This window comes from Pseudarthrobacter sp. J47, assembly GCF_049810315.1.
In the GTDB taxonomy this organism is placed as follows: Bacteria; Actinomycetota; Actinomycetes; order Actinomycetales; family Micrococcaceae; genus Arthrobacter.
In genome coordinates this window covers 3,143,936-3,163,097 of record NZ_CP187358.1, presented here as the reverse complement: position 1 = coordinate 3,163,097, position 19,162 = coordinate 3,143,936, and the positions used below count along the sequence as shown (strand labels likewise).

The following is a 19,162-nucleotide window of genomic DNA, read 5'->3' as shown; positions in this document are numbered from 1 at the left end:
TAGTGAAATTGCCTCCACTAGTTCTCGCCCGGTCAGAGGAATCCTGACTAATGTGGTTGGAGTCGGCGTCCTCTTGTCCAGCTTCATCCTTTGGTCGCAGCCGACGAGTGTAGTTTTGGTAGCAGCTCCACTCATTACAGTTGTTACCGCATTCCTGATCAAAGGGGACTGCTGAAGGTTTAGTTGACAGCTGGGGTTGATAATTTCTTACGCGGCTGAGGCCGCGTTTTTTATTGTCTCAAACTCGATTGGTGTCAGCCGTCCGAGGGCACGTTGACGGCGTTTGCGGTGGTAGCTGCGCTCGATCCAGGTCGTGATGGCCAGCCGGAGCTCGGCCCGGGTCTCCCATCGTTTCCGGTTCAGGACGTTCTTTTGCAGCAGGGAGAAGAACGATTCCATCGCTGCATTGTCACCGCATGCCCCTACCCGGCCCATCGATCCGTTCAGGCCGTAGGTGTTCAGGGCCAGGACGAACTTTCTGGATCTGAACTGGGACCCTCTGTCCGAGTGGACCACCGTGCCCGCCGGTTTCCTGAGGGCCACGGCGTGGTCCAGGGCGGCGACGGCCAGGGACGCTTTCATCCGCCCGTCCATCGAGTACCCGACGATCCGGTTTGAGTGAAGGTCCTTGATCGCGCACAGGTACAGCTTGCCCTCCCCGGTGTGGTGCTCGGTGATGTCCGTGAGCCATTTCCGGTTCGGTGCCGTGGCGCTGAAGTCCCGTTCGACGAGGTCATCGTGGACCGGCGGGCCGGCCTTGAGCCCTGACCGGCGCCGGCGGTGGATCACCGAGAGGATGCCGTTCTCCGAGCACAGCCGCCAGATCCGGCGTTCACACTGGCCCCAGGGCCGGGACCGGCGTTGATCTCATCGGCGATGAACCGGTATCCGAAGGCAGGATCGTCCCGGTGGTGATCGATGGCGGCGTTGATCAGATGCGCTTCTTCCCAGTCCCGGGCCGGGACGGGATTGGCGGCCCACTGGTAGTAGGCCTGTCTGGAGAAATTCAGTACCCGGCAGGACACTGCCACGGGAACCCGGATCGGGGCGTCCCTGGCAGCCAGCTCGCGGACCAGCGGGTACATCATTTTTTTGGGTTGATGTCCCGGGACAAGTAGGCCACGGCACGGCGCATGACTTCGGCTTCCTGTTCCAGGAGCCGGATGCGTTTGTTGGCCTCCCGCAACTTCGCGGCGTCATCGGACACCGCCCCGGACTTCACGCCGTCTTCTCTGTCGGCGATCTTCATCCAGCGGTGCAGGGCAGCGGGCGAGACACCGAAGTCCTTGGCGATCTGGATGATGGGCGCTTCGCCCTTGCGGGCAACCGCGACGACATCGCGGCGGAATTCTTCGGGAAAGGCTTTGGGCATGATGAACATCCTTCCACCCGCAAGGATCAAATCCTCACAGGCAAAGTGTCAATCAAACCTTCAGCAGTCCCGCCGACTGCCACTTGTGCGATAAACGGTAAGAGGTTGTTTGGGGTACCTGAGGGATCCTCACCAATTATTCCAGATTCATGTGCGCCCACCGGGTTGAAGTAACGCAGCAACGCTATGCTCCACCGATGGTCCGCGGCACACAGGTCTGAGAGTATGTCCTCGATCTGTTCCTTGGTGCGGCCATACGGGTTCGTAGCGTCCAAAGGTGCTTTTTCGATTAGGGGCATTTCTCCGGAAGCTCCATATACGGTGGCCGAAGAGCTAAATACGAGTTGACGCACGGCATGCGCCTCCATGGCGTTAAGAAGATTGAGCGTGCCCACAATGTTGTTCTCGTAATATCGGAGAGGCTTTTCAACCGACTCGGCAACGGCCTTCAAGCCTGCAAAGTGGATAACGGCTTCGAAGCCACCCTCAGCGAGAAGTTGGTCGACGCCCCGTGCATCGAGCAGGTCCAACTTTCTGAAATCAACCGGCCGTCCGGTGAGGTGCTCCACTCTCAGAACGGATTCGCGACTGGAGTTCACCAGATTGTCTAGTACGACGACGTCATATCCTGCTTGCAGGAGACGAAGGGTGGTGTGTGATCCGATGTAGCCGGCGCCGCCGGTAACCAATACCTTCATGTCCTACAGCTTATGAGCATTTACGCGTTACTGCTAATGCCCACGTGCGAATTTTGGAGGCAGCCGGGCCTGCTGTACTTTTGCAAACGTCGGTATTCATCAGTTTGTGATGCTGCATCGTTCGGACTGGAAAGAACCCTGATTCCTGTAGGTTATCGAACCTTCCGGTTTCGATTCGTGTCATCGGATATTTCATGGATTCACGCGTCGTCGGCGAGGACTGCGGCTAACCCTAATGCGACAGGCGCGTGTCACCGGAGATGTCTTCATTGACAGCTGTAATTCGTTGGAAGCTTTGGGCGAGTAGCTTCATTCAATGTGAGCTCAGAGATGATGATGAGGTTGACGCCCTTGACAGCTCTAACTCCTACCGCACCTCAACATCCTCGAATACCAGGAACGTCTGCGTGTCCACCACCCCTGGCATGGACTGAAGCTGATTGAAGATCACGCGCCGCAGATCGATGTTGTCGATGGCCCGCACCAGCAGGATGACGTCGAAGTCCCCGCCCACCAGGGCAATGTGGTGGACCTCCGGGACCTGTTTGAGCTGTTCCCGGAGCTCGCGCCACGAATGCTGCTGGACCTTCAGAGTCACGTAGGCGGATGAGCGCAGTCCGGCTTTGATGGGATCCACCACAGCAGTGAAGCGCGTTATGACGCCTTCACCAGTCAGCCGTGCAATCCGGGAGTAGGCGTGGGCCCGGGAGATGTGGACGTTCTCCGCAAGCTGCGTGACGGACATCCTGCCGTCTTTCATGAGCTCGGCAATGATGGCCCGGTCCACTGCATCAGGGGGCACTGTGGGGACTCCCGCCACGCTGTCGTTCATTCGTCCACAACTCCTGCCTGTAATCCGCATCACTTTTGCAATCCGTCTTCAAGAATAGGCGTAACGCAGCAGCCTTTCCATGATTGTGCCAAAAGCTGGATACGAAAATGCCCAAAAGCGCATACTGAAGGCAACTAGTGGCTTAGGAAGGTGGACCAATGACGGTCTCCGCAGATGAGGTGGTCCGGAAGTTCGGGATCTCAGTCGAGGACTATATGCTCCCGGCGCGCCATCCCATCCAGATGGTGGATCCGGACGGCCGGCTCAATCCGAAGGAACGGCAGGGCACGGAGCCCGGCCACGAATACGCGCTCCCTGATGACGCCGAGTTGATGGCGGCCTACGAGCGGCTGGTGATCGGCCGCCGGGTCAACGACCAGAACTCTTCCCTGGTCCGCCAGGGCCGAATGGCCGTATACCCCTCCAGCCACGGGCAGGAGGCCTGCCAGGTAGCTGCTGCCCTTTGTCTGGACCAGCAGGACTGGATGTTTCCTACATACCGGGACTCCGTGGCAGTGATGACCAAAGGCGTGGACCCGGTCCAGGTCATGACGATTTTCCGGGGCGACTGGCACGGCGGCTACGACCCCACGAAATACAAGGTCGCCCCACAGTGCACGCCCCTGACCACCCAACTGCTCCACGCCGTCGGGGTTGCCCACGCGGCAAAACTCAAGGGCGAGGATTCAGTGGTGCTTGCCATGTGTGGGGATGGCGCCACCAGCGAGGGTGACTTCCACGAGGCACTGAACTTTGCCGCCGTTTTCCACCTGCCCGTGGTGTTCTTTGTCCAGAACAATCAGTACGCCATCTCGGTGCCCCTTGCGCATCAGTCCGTAGCGCCGTCGTTGGCCCATAAAGCCGTTGGGTACGGCATGGCGGGCGAGCGGGTGGATGGCAATGACCTGGTGGCCCTGCTTGCAGTCCTGGACCGCGCAGTCCGGCTTGCCCGGGACGGATCCGGGCCGCTGCTGGTGGAAGCCCACACCTACCGGATGCAGGCACACACGAATGCCGACGACGCCACCCGCTACCGGCAGGACAGCGAGGTTGCGCAGTGGCTGGCCAAGGATCCCGTGGTGCGGATGAAGAACTACCTCACGGAGCGCGGACTGTTGGACCAGGAGGCCGAAGCTTCGATTGCGGCCAAGGCTGAGGACGTGGCCCGCCAACTCAGGGACGGACTGAACGCGGAAGCCGCCGTCGATCCCCAGGATCTGTTCAAGTACGTCTACGAATCACCCACAACACAGCTCAGGGAACAGTCAGCGCTGCTGGCCGATGAACTCGAGCGGGACGCCGCAGCCAAGGAGGCCGCACAATGAGCGCCACCATCACCACCTCGTCCCAGGCCAACGGCAACGTCAGCGCCGCAACGGCCCAGGCTGCCGCTCAGGCAGCTGCCACCACCGCGGACAAGACGCCGCAGACCACCATGGCTAAGGCACTGAACACTGCGCTCCTGGATGCCATGGCGGCGGAAAAGACCGTCCTGGTGTTTGGTGAGGACGTTGGCAAGCTGGGCGGCGTCTTCCGTATTACCGACGGCCTGAACGCCGCCTATGGGGAGCAGCGCTGCTTTGACACGCCGCTGGCCGAGTCCGGCATTGTGGGCATGGCGGTGGGCATGGCCATGAATGGCATGCGACCCGTCATCGAGATGCAGTTCGATGCGTTCGCCTACCCCGCCTTCGAGCAGATCTTCAGCCACGTGGCCAAGATGCACAACCGCACCCGCGGCGCCGTCAAGCTGCCCATGGTCATCAGGGTTCCGTACGGCGGCGGCATCGGCGGCGTAGAGCACCACTGCGATTCGTCGGAGGCGTACTACGCCCACACCGCCGGCCTGAAAGTGTTCACGCCCGCCACCGTTGCTGACGCCTACCGGATGCTCCGTGAAGCCATCGATTCCCCGGATCCCGTGGTGTTCATGGAACCCAAGAAGCTCTACTGGTCCAAAGAACCGGTGGACCTGGACGCCCTGCGCAGGCACTACGAATCCGAGAAAACCGCAGGCCGTTCCAGCGAAGGCAAGGCCGTGGTTGCCAGGGCAGGCACGGACGCCACCCTGATTGCCTACGGCCCGTCAGTTCCCACCGCACTCGCGGCTGCAGCCGCCGCGGCGGCTGAAGGCCGGTCCCTTGAGGTGGTGGACGTCCGCAGCATTGTGCCTTTCGACGACGAAACGGTGGCCGCTTCCGTCCGCAAGACCGGCCGGGCGGTGGTCATCGCTGAAGCGCAGGGCTTCGTGTCTGTGTCCTCCGAAATCGTGGCCCGGCTGCAGGAGCGCTGCTTCCACTATCTGGCGGCACCCATCCGGCGGGTGACGGGCTTCGACGTGCCCTATCCGGCACCCAAACTCGAGCATTATTACCTGCCCGGCGTGGACCGCATTCTCGACGCCGTTGACGACCTCCAGTGGGAAGACTGAGCATGAGCACCGAAACGGGTACCGAAAACACCAATACCTTCCTCCTTCCTGACCTGGGGGAGGGGCTCACCGAGGCTGAACTGGTCAACTGGCTGGTGGCAGTCGGTGACGAAATTAGGGTGGACCAGCCCATCGCCGAGGTGGAGACAGCTAAGTCCATGGTCGAAGTTCCCTCGCCTTACGCCGGAACGGTTGCCATACTGCACGGGGAACCAGGGGAGATGCTCGACGTCGGCAAACCCCTGATCACCGTCCGTTCGGTGGTCGAGCCTGTCGAGTCCGAGTCTGCCGAGTCCCCGGTGGTCGAGCTCGTCGAGACCGAGCCTGTCGAGTCCCCGGTGGTCGAGCCTGTCGAGACCAAGCCCGCCGAAACCGATGCCGGTGAAACCTATCGTGAAGAGGAAAAGGCCGGCTCCGGCAATGTCCTGATCGGCTACGGAACGTCCGGCGAAGCTGCCGCCGGGCGGCGCACCCGGGCCCGTAAAACTGCATCGCCGCAGGCGCCAACTGAAGACGACCTCGCCCTCCTTCGCACCCGCATCCCGGGCAAACTGGGCGCCGTGATTTCCCCGCTGGTCCGCCGGATGGCGCGGGAAAACGGTGTGGACCTCAGCGATCTCCAGGGTTCAGGGGAGAGCGGGTTGATCATGCGCCGTGACGTTGAAGCGGTTATCGGCGGATCCGCTGCCCGTGTGGCAGCGCCTGCTCCACCGGCAGCATCCGAGCGCCCCCAATCATCAGCAGGTTCTGGCTCCACGGATGCCCGGACCGGCCTGGGCATCGCCGCCAGAACACCGTTCAGCGGCGTCCGGAAAGCCGTTGCGGCCAACATGTCCCGGAGCCGGACAGAGATCCCGGAAGCCACCGTGTGGGTGGACGTTGACGCCACGGCACTGCTGGACCTGCGGCATTCCCTGAAAAAGTCCACGGGAGAGGCCCCTGGCCTGCTCGCTTTCATTGCCCGCTTCGTCACAGCGGGCCTGAAAAAGTACCCGGAGCTGAACACCCGCGTGGAAACCACCGCGGAAGGCGCGCAGGAAATTGTTGCGTTCGATGGCGTCAACCTCGGCTTCGCTGCCCAGACCGACCGCGGCCTGATGGTGCCCTCGATCCGGTCCGCAGAGAAGATGAGTGCACGGGAACTGGACGCGGAAATCCGCCGCCTCACCGCCGTTGTACGCGATGGCAAGGCTACCCCCACGGAACTGGGCAGCGGCACCTTTACGCTGAACAACTACGGCGTGTTTGGTGTGGATGGTTCGGCGGCGATCATCAACCATCCGGAAGTGGCCATCCTGGGCCTCGGCAGGATCATCGACCGCCCTTGGGTGGTTGACGGCCAGCTTGCAGTCCGCAAGGTCACGGAGCTGACGCTCGCCTTTGACCACCGCGTGTGCGACGGTGCCACGGCCGGCGGCTTCCTGCGGTTTATTGCCGACGCCATGGAAAACCCGGGTTCTGTTCTGGCGGAGCTGTAAGCGGCAGCCTTCGCAGACCTGAAACGACGCAGAAACAGCTCTGCCCCGGACGAATGCCGTCCGGGGCAGAGCTGTTGTACGTCTTAGCTTTCGTTGCAGAAAAGCAATGATCCACTGACAGATCCAGTGGACTTGGATCCCGTACCGATGTATCCGGCCGGCAAGGTCACGGTGCCGGTCAATGTCCAGCCGACGCTGACATCGAGGAGGGTGCTCATTGACAGCGTTGAGCCGGCGGGGAGGTCTGACGTCAATGTGATCTGACGGCTGGTCGGGCTCAGAACGCTAACGGAAGCGGTGCCTCCAGTGACGCTGAAGACTCCAATATTGGCGACGCCCGTGCCGGTGATCGTAATGATCGTTCCTGCCGGAATGGGTGCGGTTGGCGACGCGGTCAGTTCAAGACCGGTGGCGAGGAGGCCCAAGCTCAGCACGCCACAGTTGCCATCGATCGAGAATGCACCCGCGTCGAGGACGGAGGCGCTGGCTGCCGGGGCTGCGATTGCTGCAGCAATTACGGGAACCGACCAGGCGGCTCCCTTTACAACGGAGCGGCGGTTGAAGCGCGCGCCGGAATTCTGGAGTTCGTTTTCAGACATGTATAGCCCCCATGGCTCATCGGTGAAGTGATTGTGGCGGCCAAAGAATTGGCGCGCTCAAGCTCAATCAAAGACGACGAGAACGGCGTTTCGTGGTGATTCGATTCAGTCTGTCGCGCAGGATGAATGAACATGTCGCGATTCGTGAACTTTGGGTCGCGGGATGGCGATTATTGCCGCCCGGGCTGTTCTGCGACAGGCTCCGCAGGCTGTTGTAAACCGAAAGCCCGGATGTCCCGGGGAGTGCCCGCTCCGAGGCTGTGCAGGGTCCGCCGGAGGTGGCCCAGGGACGCAAAACCTGAGTGATCCGCAATCTGGTCCAAGGTCAGGACGGCCATGGCCGGATCCGTCAAAAGCCGTACAGCCAGGTCCACCCGGGTCTGCCGGATTCGTTCAGCCACGGAGTCGTTCCGCTTCTGGAAATCGCGCTGCAGGTGCCTCAGGGACACGTTCAGGTCCCGTGCCAGGGACTCCGGCGTCAGGGCCCGGTCTCCCGCCGAAGCCGTAATGAGTGCCATGGCCTGGTGGTACAGCGTGGGACGGTTCGAGCCGCCGGCCACCACTGTACTGTCCTCGAGGAAGAGCCCACCGATCATCTCGTGGACCAGCTTCTCCATAAAGTACGCCGCCACGGAGGAGATCTTCTCGGTACTGGCCGCGACGGCGCTGATGAAGTTACGGGTCGGTTCCAGGAGTGTACTGCCGGCAGGAAACAGCGTAAAACCGCCAGGCGGAACCAAGCCAAAATCGCGCACCACCTGGTGCGGAACCACAGCAACCACCGCGCGCCCGCTGGACCCCCAGGTCACCTTCACGTCGGAGGAACCACCGTACGTCCAGCAGGAACCGGGAGTCACTGTCACAGGGTTGTTCGCGCCGTCGTCGAAAATCACTTCACCTTCCAGCATGAAGGTGCACACCAGACCGCTGCGGTGCTGTTGGAGGGGACGTCCGGGAAGGAATCCGTGCTCCACGGAGACGCTCATGACGCTGGTGGTGCCAAAATCGACGCCCGCCACCCGCAGATGGTAGCCCTCGCCGGGAAACATGGAGAACGCCTGCGGCGGCCGGAGATCAGTGCTTCCGCTCTGCCGTGCAGGCTGGCTGCCCACCACCCCGTTGAACCTTGTTGCCCCCATGTATTTCCCCCCCATTTGCAGTTACTCTGCGGTCATTCTAGCGGGCAGTCTTTGGCATTCCGCTTAGCCGGGTGTCCGGAAACACCAAGGCGCCACAGGTAGAATCGGCGGCAAGCAATCGACCCCACCAACGTATGGAGAACCGAATGTCGCGCTGGACGGAAGCAGGCCCCAACAACTACGTGCTGGTCACTGACGGGGAGGCTCTGAATAGCGGACTCGTGGTGGGGCAGGAGCGTGCCATGGTGATCGACACCGGCTGCGGGCCGCGCCAGGCCAAGGAAATCCTTGCTGCTGTCCGGGAGATCACTGACCTGCCGCTCGTCGTGGTCAACACCCACGCGCACTATGACCACTTCTTCGGCAACGCCGTTTTTGCTGACGACGGCGTCACGGAGTTTTGGGCGCACGCCAACTGTGCTGCCGCTATCGAGGAAAACGGGGACGCGCAGCGCTTCCAGGTGAGTGCTACAGAACCAGAGATGGCCGCAGGGGTTGGAGACGCCGTCGAGCTTGTGGTTCCGAATGCCCTGGTCAAGGACCAGCCGGTGCTGGTGGACCTGGGCGGCCTCAGCGTGACGCTTTTCTACCTGGGCCGCGGACATACCGACGGCGATCTGCTGGTGGGCACCAGCACCACCTTGTTCGTCGGAGACCTGGTGGAACACGGCGCCTACCCGTCCTTCGAGGATTCTTACCCGCTCGAGTGGGCTGACGTCCTCCGGCACATCTCCGCCCTGCGCCACCGCTACGAATTCCTGATTCCCGGGCACGGCCAGCCGTGCGATGACCAGTTCGTGAAGACCATGGCGAATACCATGACCACCGCTGCCCGGCAGGCCCAGCAATCGCTGCGTGACACTCCCGCGGACGCCACCAAAGCCATCCCGATCCTGCCCTACGGCCCGGAGCAGTCCCGCTGGTTCATCAAGCGGCTGAAGGAAACCTGGTAAGTCCTGTTGCTATTGGGCGGCGGCAGAAGCGTCGAAGAGGCTGTCGCCCAGCACATCCAGGAAGTCCGAAATTTCCGGGGAGCCTTCGATGGCTCCTGTGGCGATCGATCCGTCCCGGCCAATGAGGAACGCCGTGGGGAAGCGGGTGACGCTCATCAACCGCGCCGCCATTTTCCCGGAGTCCAAAAGAACCTGATCCGCCAGATCGGGATATGACTCCTGCGCGTTTTCGGGGCTTTCGTTTAGCACAAGCCGCGCCGTAGCCAGGCCCGCGGTCCTGCGGGACCATTCCCGGACGGCGTCCGCTGCCAAATCGCATGCCGGGCAGCCGCTTTTGGTGAAGACCAGCACGATCGGTGTCTCGCGTGCGATCGAAGGAAGATTGACCACCTGCAGCTGGGAGTTCCTCAGGCCAAGCTCGGATGATCTCTTGACCGCTTCCGGACGCTGCTCGCCGCCCATGAGTTCCGGTGCCACTGCAACACCGCCCAGCGCGGCCAGGGCAAGCCCCAGGAACCCGATGATTGCGGGCACCAGGTCTTCCCTCCACAACACACCAGGGCTGCCCATGGCTGCGGCGAATGCCAGGCCGCTCACGACGGTGAGCACCCCGTTCCGGACCACGGTCCACCAACTGACTGGGGTCTTTTTCGTTCCGAAGCAGTTGCAGCTTGCCGGTTCATCCTTTGCAGCCGCTAACCAGACCGTCACGAGGAAGGCTGTGGACAGGATCAGCGCGCCCGCAGCGCATACTGCAAACCAAGGCGCCGGCGCGAGCAGCAGCCCCAAGGCAATAACGATTTCCAACCAGGGCAGGCCTCCGGAAAAGAGGCGGTGGCGCAGGAAAGTGGAGACGCCCAGAGACTCCATTCCTGCCTCAACAGAACCTGGCGACCTCAGTTTGCCCCAGGCGGCGTAAAGGAAGGTCACGGCGACCAGCACTGCCAGGCTGCCGGAAATGGCCGAAAAAAATGAGAGGGAATCCACAATTCCAAGAATAGGTGGAGGAGGGTCTTGTGCAAGTCATGGCCTGTGGTGTGATGCCCGGCGAGGCGTCCGTGTAGGACCCTTGGGGTAGTTTACACATCGATAATTTTTCGCTGATTTATAGTCCAGTGGTAACGCGAAATGTTGTGGTTAGTGGTCTCGCTTCATTTCCTATTAGCAATAGTTATCTCTCGGAAAGGGGCCTTCGAGATGACCGAAGCTCAAGACAAGAACATGATTTCCCGCCGTCGCGTCACGCAGGGTGCAGCATGGTCGCTGCCTGTTATCGCCGCCGCCATCGCGGCACCGTCGGCTACCGCATCAGTCATTCCGCCCACATGCCCGGACTGTTTTGCGCCGGGCGCGATTCCGCTGCCGTTCACCTCGCAGGTCGTCGTTGCCGGCAACACCGGAACCCTGGCCATTGTCTCAACCGTCAACGTGAACTCGTCCGGGTGTGATGTCAGCCTGTTCCAACCGGCCTACACGGCGGTGATGACCGGGGCCACCTTGACGATGTCCAACGGGTCTACGTACAACTCCTCCCTGGGACTCGGGACCGGTGTTGGCTCCTTCGGGTCCATCAGCGCGTTCAACATGAATGCCGTATTCAGCGGAATCAACTTCCCGAACGGCGGTTCTGTGATCAGCGGTTACCCGGTGCGTCCCACCCGCCTCTGCGTCAACTTCAACATGATCCTTGTTGGCCTTCCCAGCCTCATCGAAATCCAGTGCCCGGTGACCCTCTGCTGGAACATAACGTCGACGGCTACCGGTGTTGTCGCCTTCGGTGCTGGAACGCTGAACTTCACTGGAACCTTCTCTCCGGCCTAATTCGCAAATAAGCAAGAGGCAGGGCTGGAATTTCTCCAGTCCTGCCTTTTTGCTTTCCTTGTAAATGACCAGTCATGGCGACTGCTGTAGTTTTTGGAGCATGCATTTGGTGGGAGCAGCTGAGATTTCCAGGACCGGCGCTGTGCGTGACACCGGCCGCGACACTTTGGTGGACGGACTGCGGGGCTTTGCTATCGCTGCGATGCTGGTGGCCCACGGAGCGCCCCTGCTTGGCAAACTCCCGTCCGTTCCTGGTGCGGCGTTCGATGCGTTGAACGACGTGGCCTCCCCGCTGTTCGCCTTGGTGATGGGAATGGCAGGGCTGATAGTCCTCAAGCGCGGGGACACAGCAGTGTCCTTTGTGTCCGTCAAAGCCGTCCAGGGGCTCCTGCTGATCGTGGCGGGGTTGTTGCTGATGTCCCTGCACACCTGGGTTGGCGTGGTGCTGCCTCAGCTGGGTTTGGTGCTGATCTTGGGCGCTCCTCTGCTGCTCATCCCCGTTCGCTGGCTGGGCTGGGCCGCTGGTCTGGCCTTCCTCGCCGGACCCGTCATCGTGATGATCACCGGGCTGCTGGTCCCGGCTACGTGGGTCACCCAGCCGGAAAGCGGACCGCAGCTCCTCCAGTGGCTTGTCACCGGCCGCCAGTACCGGCTGACCAGCCTGCTGCCGTTCTTCCTCCTGGGAGCATTCCTCTATTCCACCAGGGCCCTTTATCAGCCCAGGCAATCGAGGGTGCTGCTGTGGTGCGGCTTCGCGCTCACGCTCGCCTGGTATCCGGCGGCCTCGTTCGCCCGATCGTCCGGTGCCGGGTTCCTGGTGACCTCCGGCGGTTACCTGGACCTGGTCCGGGACCTTGGGCTGGTGGCGCTGGTGACCGGCGTTGCTTGCGTGGCGGCAGGAGCCGGCCGGAAGCAGGTCCACGGTCTTGCCCGGTTGCCCATCAAAATTCTGGCGGGGCCCGGAAAGTTGGCTCTGTCCCTCTACGCGGCCCACGTCCTGGTGCTGCTCCCCATCAGTTACGCCATGGTGGCGCAGCCGCCAACCATCAGGGCGCTGACCTTCGTGGTCTTCGTTGTGGGCCTGTTGCTGGCGGGCTGGCTCTGGGCGCGGTTTCTCGGCAAAGGCCCCCTGGAGGCTCTGATGACGTGGGTTGGCGGGCTGGTTCGGAAGCTCACGGGAAAAACGGTTGCCCATGCAGCCTGAACCGGGACTGAATCTCACCACCGTGGAAGACCGCGTCCACGGCGCACACATTGTGCTGGTCTCCCGGCGCAGGATGTGGACGGACGTGCTGCAACGATGCCTGACCAATTGCCCGGACGCGGCCAAGCCGCCGGCACCTGCCCAGCCCCGCCACCTCTTCATTGTGGACGCCGCGATGGACCTTCAGCCCGTGGTTGAGGAACTCCTGCCCTTGGACGGCAAGATCCTGGTGTACGGCGGCATCCTGCACAGCAACCGGGTGATCGAACTCCTGCGGAACGGCGCGGACGGTTACCTGCCGGAGTTGGCCCACCGGGCCGAACTGGTGGAGGCGATCAACGCCTTGCTCAACGACGACGTTGTGGCGCCTTTCCAGGTACCCCATGCCACGTCTGTGCCGCGGGCCGTCCTGACGCCAGCCGAGGAAAAGGCCGCGAAGAGCTACTTCCTCGCAGAAGAACCGGGGAGCAGGGCCCAGGCCGCAGACAGCCTGGGAATTTCGGTCAAGACACTCAACAACCAGCTCCTTTCCGTCCGCCGCAAAGTGGGCGCCAAACCGGGGGAGTCCAGGACAGCGGTTGCCCGGCGCATTACCGGTGCGGGCCTCCATTAGTCACCAGCGGCCAGCCTGCCGCCATTGCTCGTCCGTCAGGCTGTAACCCATATCAACAAGGGCCTGGCCCAGCTGCGTCCTGGAGGTGCCGGGAAGTCCCAGTTCTTCGAGCTTTTTCCGTGCATTGCGCAGGTGCGCCCGGACGGTCTCCGGGCTCAGGCCAAGTGCCGGCCCCAGGACCGAGGCATGAAGACCCCGACGGCGTGAATAAAGTTCGGCGATCTGGAGCTCGCGGTCCGTGAACCGGCAGTGTTCGGCACCGGCGCCCCGGCCGCCGTCGGGCGTTGATGTTGGGGTCCAACGGCTGACAACACGCCCGATCTCGGCCACCAGTTCCGGAACGGTGAGGTCCTCGGAAATGACGCCTGCGGCTCCAGCCGCCTTAAGGACTTCTTGCTGACGTGGATGGAGGGCGCCGAGGACCACAGGTGTTGCGCCCAGCCGGCTGAGTGCACGCACCTTGACCAGCAGGGGAACGTAGTCGTCCAGGTAAGCGTCCAGGATCACCCACTGGGGACACGACTCACGTGCAGGAACGAAGTCACTCCAGGAGTAAAAGGCGCCCCGGATGGTGACGCCGGGGTTTTCGCGTGTGTACGCCCGCAGTGCATGAGCGAAGAGCGGACTGGCATGGATCAACAGGGAATCGCGGTCAATCAACTCCATTGCAGGGCATCCCTTGCCGCGATGGTTTTCACGTCCTCTGGCCGGTCCATCTTCGGAGTCTAACCGCAGGCGGTGCCTGCGTGCTGACAGGAGACATGTAACGCTTGGTCAACTATCTTGTAAAGTCAGTCACGTGCCGCACACTATTTTGCCGAGCGTCCGGGGGGACAGACATGCACGAACCGGCGGATAGCAACGCACTTGCCCTTGCACCCGATGCAGACGAGGGACAGCCGCAACCGCGCCGACGCCGTGACCTGCGGCGTGCCGGTGACGGAACCGTGGATGCCCGGACAGGAACCATGCCAGCCGTAACCCCCGAGCGGTCCCCCATCCCGGAGGCCCCCGCCCAGCCGCCCCGGAACTTCCGGCGGCAGCGTCCCACCACCGCTGAAACCATCGCCAACCAGCCGATGCCGGACTTCACCAGCTCGCCTGGCCTCTTTGTCCGTGAACAGAAGCCCCGCCCGGTGGGTGGCGTCCGCGGTGCGCTGTATTCACTGACCGGAGGCGCCCTCAACATGGGCCCCGGCGCCAAGCAGCGGGAAGAAGACGAGCTGGCCCGCCGGATATCCCGCCAACTCCAGGGCAGCTTCAATACGGCCGTACTGAGCCTCAAGGGCGGCATCGGGAAGACCTCAACCACTGTTGGTGTGGGGCTGACGTTTGCCGAGTTCCGCGGGGATCCGCCGTGTGCCATCGATGCCAACCCGGACTCCGGCGACCTCGTGGAACGTGCCCTCGGCGAGGGCATCTACCAGCAGGCCACCCCGCGCACCATCACGGACCTGCTGGAAAACATCGAATCCATCGATTCCCTCACCTCCCTGTCCCGGTACATGCACCACGCCGGACGTCTGCACCTCATCGCCGGCGAGCAGGACCCGGAGGTCTCCGATTCGCTCACCGCCACGGAATACCTCCGTATCCGCAAACTCATCTCCAACTACTACGCGGTGGCGCTCACGGACTGCGGCACCGGCGTGACGCACAACGCCATGAGCGGCATCCTGCAGTCCGCGGACAACCTCATCATCGCCGCGGGCTATGCCGTCAGCGGCGCAAAAAGGGCGCGCAGCACCCTCCAGTGGCTGGCCAGCCACGGTTACGAGGAACTGGCCAGGAACGCCATTGTGGTCATCACGGACAAGGACGAAGTCTCCTCACGGGTGGACAAGGACGCGATCGAGGAATACCTGGCCGGAATCTGCCGCGAACTGATCGCGGTACCCCACGACAGGGGAGTGGCCGACGGCGACCTCGTCACCCTTGACGTCCTGAAACCCGCCACCCGGCGGGCCTACAAGGAAATCGCGGCGGCAATTGTGGACGGCTACCGCTGAGAACCCCACTCCGATGACCCCAGCCGGCCCGCCCTTCAGCCTCCGGAGCATCGCGGTACCCGCATTCGGTCCGGCCCTGCTTTTCTGCATCGGTGAAGGCGCCGTCCTTCCCGTTATCGCGCTGACCGCCAGGGACCTTGGCGCCTCGGTGTCCCTGGCGGCACTGATCGTTACGCTGATCGGCCTGGGCTCGTGGTTCTTCAACCTGCCCGCCTCACTGATCACCCTCAAGTTCGGCGAGCGCTGGTCGATCGTGGGCGCCGCCGGGGTCTCGGCCCTGGCGCTCGCGGCGGCGGCCGTCTCCGGAATGGTCCCCAACGGCCTGTGGCTGCTGGCCGTGGCGATGGTCGTCGTAGGGATGTCCGCCAGCGTTTTCAGCCTGGCCCGGCAGAAGTACCTGACCGAGGCCGTGCCGGTGGAATTCCGTGCCCGGGCGCTGTCCACCCTGGGCGGGGTGAGCAGGATCGGCATCTTCATCGGACCGTTCGTCGGCGCGGCAGTGATGCAGTTCGGCGGACTGCACAGCGCCTACTGGGTGGGTGTGGGCGGCATGGCGGCCGCGGCCCTGCTGGGCGGGCTGGTCCGGGACCTCGAAGTGCGGTCCGGACGCAGCGGGGGCTACGACTCCACGCCCGAGCCCAGCATGCGCGGCATCGCCGTCTCCCACGCCCAGGTCTTCCTGACGGCCGGCTTCGGAATCCTGCTGCTCAGTGCGCTCCGGGCGTCCCGGCAGGTGGTGATCCCTTTGTGGGCAGACCACCTGGGCCTGGACGCCACAGGAGCCTCGCTGATTTACGGGCTGTCCGGTGCCGTGGACATGCTGGTGTTTTATCCCGCAGGAAAGCTGATGGACCGCAAGGGCCGCCAATGGGTGGCCGTTCCATCCACGCTGATCATGGGAATCTCACTGCTGCTGATCCCGCTCACGGGCGGATTCACCGGCCTGCTTCTGGCGTCACTCCTGATCGGTTTCGGCAACGGAATCAGCTCCGGGCTGGTGATGACCCTGGGCGCCGACTACTCCCCGGACCGGGGGAGGGGGCAGTTCCTGGGCATGTGGCGGTTTATGTCCGACGCCGGATCAACAGGCGGTCCCGTCCTGCTGTCCGCGGTGACCGCCGCCGCCACCCTGAGCGCGGGGATCTCAGCCACCGGCATCCTGGGCTTTGCCGCCGCAGCCGTGTTCGCCGTCGTCCTTCCCCGCCTGAAGCACCGCCGGAACTACTGACCGTTCAGCGCTCGTGCAGCGGCGCCAGCAGTGCTTCCTGCAGGTTTTCATCCAACGACGGCGGCACGTCCAGTTCCACATTCAGCGCCAGCAGGGTGCGGCTGAGGAAGTTGCGGGCAGTGGCCGCGAGGGTGATGTCCATGATTTCGCGGTCGCTGAAGCCATGCTTGCGGAGGGCCAGCGTGTCCTCATCCGTCATGGCGGCGGCGTCGGTGCTCAGCTTTTCCGCGTACTCCATCATGGCCACTTCCCCCGGTTCCAGCCCGGCCGAATGGTAGTCCCGGGCAATGGCGGCCAGCTGGTCCGCGGAGAACACTTTCAGGGACTTCACCCCGTGCGCCAGCCTGCAGTGGGTGGAGCCGATCGCCTGCGCCGCGGCCAGCGTCACCAGCTCGTACCGCCGCAGGTTCATGTTCGCCACGGTGGCGCGGATCAGGGCCTGGAACGCCTGGTAGGCCTCCGGGTTGATGGCCATGGCCTTGGTGTGGGAGGGGACGTACCCCAGCGAGTTGAGGTCGGCGTCGTATATGTCCTTGACCGGGCCCGTGGCGTCCTGCTCGTCCGGGGTGTTCAGGATCATGGCGAATCCTCTCTCTTGGCTCCCGGGAACGGGGGCGGGTTGCCCTCATTGTGGCCCGGGCGTCGCGGGGTGTAAAGGCGGTTTAGCCGCGCCCGTAGGGAGGCGATACCGTGGGCATATGGCCCCCGCAGCATCCACCCGCACCTACCCGCTCCGGGCGTTTGATGCTGCCGTAGTGGAGGTCCGCGACCTCTCTCCGCATTTCCGCCGGCTGACGTTCGCCGGTCCCGCCCTGGCGACGTTCGGCGTCCCGGGGCCCACCGTGGACCTGCGTATCAAACTGCTGCTGCCCACGCCGGGTCATCCGCTGACCCCACTGGGCAGCAGCGGCGGGCAGCTGCAGGAGGGCTGGTACCAGGAGTGGCTGCGCCGCGACCAGCCAGGCCGGGGGTTCATTCGCAGCTACACGGTGCGGGCGCTCCGGGATACGCCGCAGGGCCGGGTTCTGGACGTGGACTTCGTGATCCACCCAGTGGAACCCGGCCAGCACGCCCCCGCCTCCGAATGGGCCCAGGCCGCCGTGCCGGGTACGCCCGTTGTGCTGATCGGCCCGGACCTCACGGCACTGGCCCCGGAGACGCCGTCCAGCGAGGCAGGTATCCGCTGGGATCCCCAAGGCGCCGCGCATGTGCTGCTGGCCGGCGACGAAACCGCCGTGCCCGCGATCAGTTCCATCCTGGAAAACCTGCCGCCCGGCGTGGACGGCCACGCCTTCCTCGAAGTACCGGAAACGTACGACGCCGGCACGGTCACCACCGCTTCATCGGTCCGGGTCACCTGGCTGCCCAGGAAGGAATCCGGTGCGGGGCTGGGCCAGCTGCTGAACGAGGCAGTTAGGGCGCTGACCGCCGGGCTGCCCCTGCATGCGGGTGCGGAAACGTACGCCTGGGTGACTGCCGAAGCCTCCGTGGTGCGGGAAATCCGGCGGCATCTGGTGCAGGCCGTGGGCCTTGACCCCAAACGTTCGGAATTCCGGGGCTACTGGAGCCTGGGCAAGGCCGGATCCGGTGCCAACGGCACTCCGATAGTGCCGGCGTCGTAAGTCATTCAGTCCTTGGCGCGTGCTTTAGCGGCGGCGGACGGCGTAGGAGAACAGCGACGTTGTGGCCACCGTGGCCAGGTACCCGGTAATGACGATCAGCGCCAGGCCGGCCCAGAAGTAACTGGTGGTGCTGGCCGCCGGCCCGGAACCGGGGGCAATCTGGGCCAGCGAGTACACCGCCACCAGCGCCGACGCCACGCCCAGCGCTACCGGCAGCGTCAGCCAGATCCGCGCCGAACCCCAGTGCCTGCCCATGCCATCCCACACGTTCCAGGCACCGCCGGTGCCCACAATCAGCCAGCCGGCCGGGATCATAAAAACACCCACCAGGAGGAAAGCGGCCACCACATCGGCGGGCCGGTGCCACTGGTTCACCAGGGTGGACGCGCCGGAAATGATCGCGAACGTTCCGCCCAGGAAGCCCGCCAGCGGACGCCAGCGCGGCGAGGACATCAGGAACACCGCGGCGGCCGCGGAAGCCGCCAGCGTGGTGTGGCCGGACGGCAACGAGTTCAGGTCAATGGTCACCACGCCCTTGTCCGGACGCTCCGGAAGCATGTTCTTCAACACCTGGGTGGCAACATTCGCGCAGATGCAGGCGCCCACGGCGATTCCCGCGGCCTTCCACCGGCGCCTCACCAGGGAGACAAAAAGTACTACGGCGGCAGCGACCACCAACGAAATGGTTGGCAGCCAGTCCAGGAAACGGGTGGACACTTTGCCGGCCGGACCATGGAAATCGACGGCTTCAACCAGTGCGGACTCGTCAATGAATTGGCCCGTGGTGGTCTGCACAAAAAAGAAATACGTGGCAAACAGCCCGGCCGCGCACGCCAAAGTCGCCGTCAGGAACAGCAGGCCGGATACGGCCTGCTGCACGGCGGGAAGTCGTACGGGAGCGGCTGGCTGCACTCCACGGGAAACAGTCATCAGGGTTAAGGGTGTCACAGAAACTTGGGAGCTGCCTGAATCCGGCCTGGGTGGTCGAGCCTGTCCCGGTGGTCGAGCCTGTCGAGACCCTGCCCGGTGGTCGAGCTTGTCCCGGTGGTCGAGCCTGTCGAGACCCTCCCCGGTGGTCGACTCCGGTGGTCGAGCTTGTCGAGACCCTATCGACCCGGACGCCTTAACATCGGCCCGGGGCGGCGGTAGCGTTTAAATGCTGG

At 63.5% G+C, this 19,162-nt stretch carries 17 protein-coding genes and 2 pseudogenes; 10 read left to right on the top strand and 9 right to left on the bottom strand.

Annotation, left to right across the window (positions count from 1 at the left end; all coding sequences use genetic code 11):
• Positions 1–207 precede the first annotated feature (207 nt).
• The 3 genes and pseudogenes from ACPJW8_RS14495 to ACPJW8_RS14485 all read right to left on the bottom strand — a co-directional run bounded on the left by ACPJW8_RS14495 (position 208) and on the right by ACPJW8_RS14485 (position 2,902).
• Positions 208–1,372: pseudogene (locus ACPJW8_RS14495) on the bottom strand (IS3 family transposase).
• 71 nt (positions 1,373–1,443) lie between these two features.
• Positions 1,444–2,070 (bottom strand): annotated as a pseudogene (gene galE, locus ACPJW8_RS14490) (UDP-glucose 4-epimerase GalE); the annotation flags it as partial.
• A 367-nt stretch (positions 2,071–2,437) separates the two neighbouring features.
• Complete coding sequence (locus ACPJW8_RS14485) at positions 2,438–2,902, bottom strand: Lrp/AsnC family transcriptional regulator (RefSeq protein ID WP_330187295.1); 465 nt, start codon at positions 2,900–2,902, stop codon at positions 2,438–2,440.
• Between the two features lie 158 nt (positions 2,903–3,060).
• On the opposite strand from ACPJW8_RS14485, the gene pdhA reads away from it, so the two are divergent.
• Genes pdhA through ACPJW8_RS14470 form a run of 3 tightly spaced genes read left to right on the top strand, consistent with a single transcriptional unit; the run spans position 3,061 to position 6,811 of the window.
• Complete coding sequence (gene pdhA, locus ACPJW8_RS14480; RefSeq protein ID WP_330187296.1) at positions 3,061–4,227, top strand: pyruvate dehydrogenase (acetyl-transferring) E1 component subunit alpha; 1,167 nt, start codon at positions 3,061–3,063, stop codon at positions 4,225–4,227.
• The gene (locus ACPJW8_RS14475) at positions 4,224–5,333 is read left to right on the top strand and encodes an alpha-ketoacid dehydrogenase subunit beta (protein ID WP_330187297.1); all 1,110 of its coding nucleotides are present in this window, start codon (positions 4,224–4,226) and stop codon (positions 5,331–5,333) included. Before pdhA ends, ACPJW8_RS14475 begins: the two co-directional genes overlap by 4 nt.
• Before the next feature lie 2 nt (positions 5,334–5,335).
• Positions 5,336–6,811 (top strand): dihydrolipoamide acetyltransferase family protein, encoded by a 1,476-nt coding sequence (locus ACPJW8_RS14470; RefSeq protein ID WP_330187298.1) that lies wholly within the window; start codon positions 5,336–5,338, stop codon positions 6,809–6,811.
• An 83-nt stretch (positions 6,812–6,894) separates the two neighbouring features.
• Here the strand turns inward: ACPJW8_RS14470 and ACPJW8_RS14465 are convergent, their stop codons facing one another.
• Positions 6,895–7,410, bottom strand: coding sequence for a hypothetical protein (locus tag ACPJW8_RS14465; protein ID WP_330187299.1), 516 nt, complete (start codon positions 7,408–7,410; stop codon positions 6,895–6,897).
• A 170-nt stretch (positions 7,411–7,580) separates the two neighbouring features.
• Positions 7,581–8,549, bottom strand: coding sequence for a helix-turn-helix domain-containing protein (locus ACPJW8_RS14460; RefSeq protein WP_330187300.1), 969 nt, complete (start codon positions 8,547–8,549; stop codon positions 7,581–7,583).
• 146 nt (positions 8,550–8,695) lie between these two features.
• Between ACPJW8_RS14460 and ACPJW8_RS14455 the strand changes: the two genes are divergently transcribed.
• Complete coding sequence (locus tag ACPJW8_RS14455) at positions 8,696–9,502, top strand: MBL fold metallo-hydrolase (RefSeq protein WP_330187301.1); 807 nt, start codon at positions 8,696–8,698, stop codon at positions 9,500–9,502.
• Between the two features lie 9 nt (positions 9,503–9,511).
• Here the strand turns inward: ACPJW8_RS14455 and ACPJW8_RS14450 are convergent, their stop codons facing one another.
• Entirely contained in the window at positions 9,512–10,489 is a 978-nt protein-coding gene (locus ACPJW8_RS14450; protein ID WP_330187302.1) for a MauE/DoxX family redox-associated membrane protein, read from the bottom strand.
• 210 nt (positions 10,490–10,699) lie between these two features.
• Between ACPJW8_RS14450 and ACPJW8_RS14445 the strand changes: the two genes are divergently transcribed.
• The 3 genes from ACPJW8_RS14445 to ACPJW8_RS14435 all read left to right on the top strand — a co-directional run bounded on the left by ACPJW8_RS14445 (position 10,700) and on the right by ACPJW8_RS14435 (position 13,140).
• The gene (locus ACPJW8_RS14445) at positions 10,700–11,323 is read left to right on the top strand and encodes a hypothetical protein (protein WP_330187303.1); all 624 of its coding nucleotides are present in this window, start codon (positions 10,700–10,702) and stop codon (positions 11,321–11,323) included.
• A gap of 109 nt (positions 11,324–11,432) precedes the next feature.
• Positions 11,433–12,527, top strand: a complete 1,095-nt coding sequence (locus ACPJW8_RS14440) for an acyltransferase family protein (protein ID WP_425256352.1) — start codon at positions 11,433–11,435, stop codon at positions 12,525–12,527.
• Positions 12,517–13,140: a hypothetical protein gene (locus ACPJW8_RS14435; protein WP_330187305.1), complete on the top strand. Its 624-nt coding sequence runs from the start codon at positions 12,517–12,519 to the stop codon at positions 13,138–13,140. The genes ACPJW8_RS14440 and ACPJW8_RS14435 overlap by 11 nt, the downstream gene beginning before the upstream one ends.
• Here ACPJW8_RS14435 and ACPJW8_RS14430 read toward each other — a convergent pair whose 3' ends face one another.
• Entirely contained in the window at positions 13,141–13,806 is a 666-nt protein-coding gene (locus ACPJW8_RS14430; protein ID WP_330187306.1) for a hypothetical protein, read from the bottom strand. It lies immediately after the preceding gene.
• Positions 13,807–13,979: 173 nt separating this feature from the next.
• Between ACPJW8_RS14430 and ACPJW8_RS14425 the strand changes: the two genes are divergently transcribed.
• Both ACPJW8_RS14425 and ACPJW8_RS14420 read left to right on the top strand, forming a co-directional pair.
• On the top strand, positions 13,980–15,149 hold the full coding sequence (locus ACPJW8_RS14425) for a MinD/ParA family protein (protein WP_330187307.1): 1,170 nt from the start codon (positions 13,980–13,982) through the stop codon (positions 15,147–15,149).
• A 13-nt stretch (positions 15,150–15,162) separates the two neighbouring features.
• The gene (locus tag ACPJW8_RS14420) at positions 15,163–16,377 is read left to right on the top strand and encodes an MFS transporter (RefSeq protein WP_330187308.1); all 1,215 of its coding nucleotides are present in this window, start codon (positions 15,163–15,165) and stop codon (positions 16,375–16,377) included.
• Between the two features lie 4 nt (positions 16,378–16,381).
• On the opposite strand, the gene ACPJW8_RS14415 is transcribed toward ACPJW8_RS14420, so the two are convergent.
• Complete coding sequence (locus ACPJW8_RS14415) at positions 16,382–16,957, bottom strand: carboxymuconolactone decarboxylase family protein (protein ID WP_330187309.1); 576 nt, start codon at positions 16,955–16,957, stop codon at positions 16,382–16,384.
• A gap of 118 nt (positions 16,958–17,075) precedes the next feature.
• Here ACPJW8_RS14415 and ACPJW8_RS14410 point away from each other — a divergent pair, with 118 nt between their 5' ends.
• Complete coding sequence (locus ACPJW8_RS14410) at positions 17,076–17,999, top strand: siderophore-interacting protein (protein ID WP_330187310.1); 924 nt, start codon at positions 17,076–17,078, stop codon at positions 17,997–17,999.
• Positions 18,000–18,023: 24 nt separating this feature from the next.
• On the opposite strand, the gene ACPJW8_RS14405 is transcribed toward ACPJW8_RS14410, so the two are convergent.
• Positions 18,024–18,929, bottom strand: a complete 906-nt coding sequence (locus tag ACPJW8_RS14405; protein WP_330187311.1) for a phosphatase PAP2 family protein — start codon at positions 18,927–18,929, stop codon at positions 18,024–18,026.
• Positions 18,930–19,162: the final 233 nt, after the last annotated feature.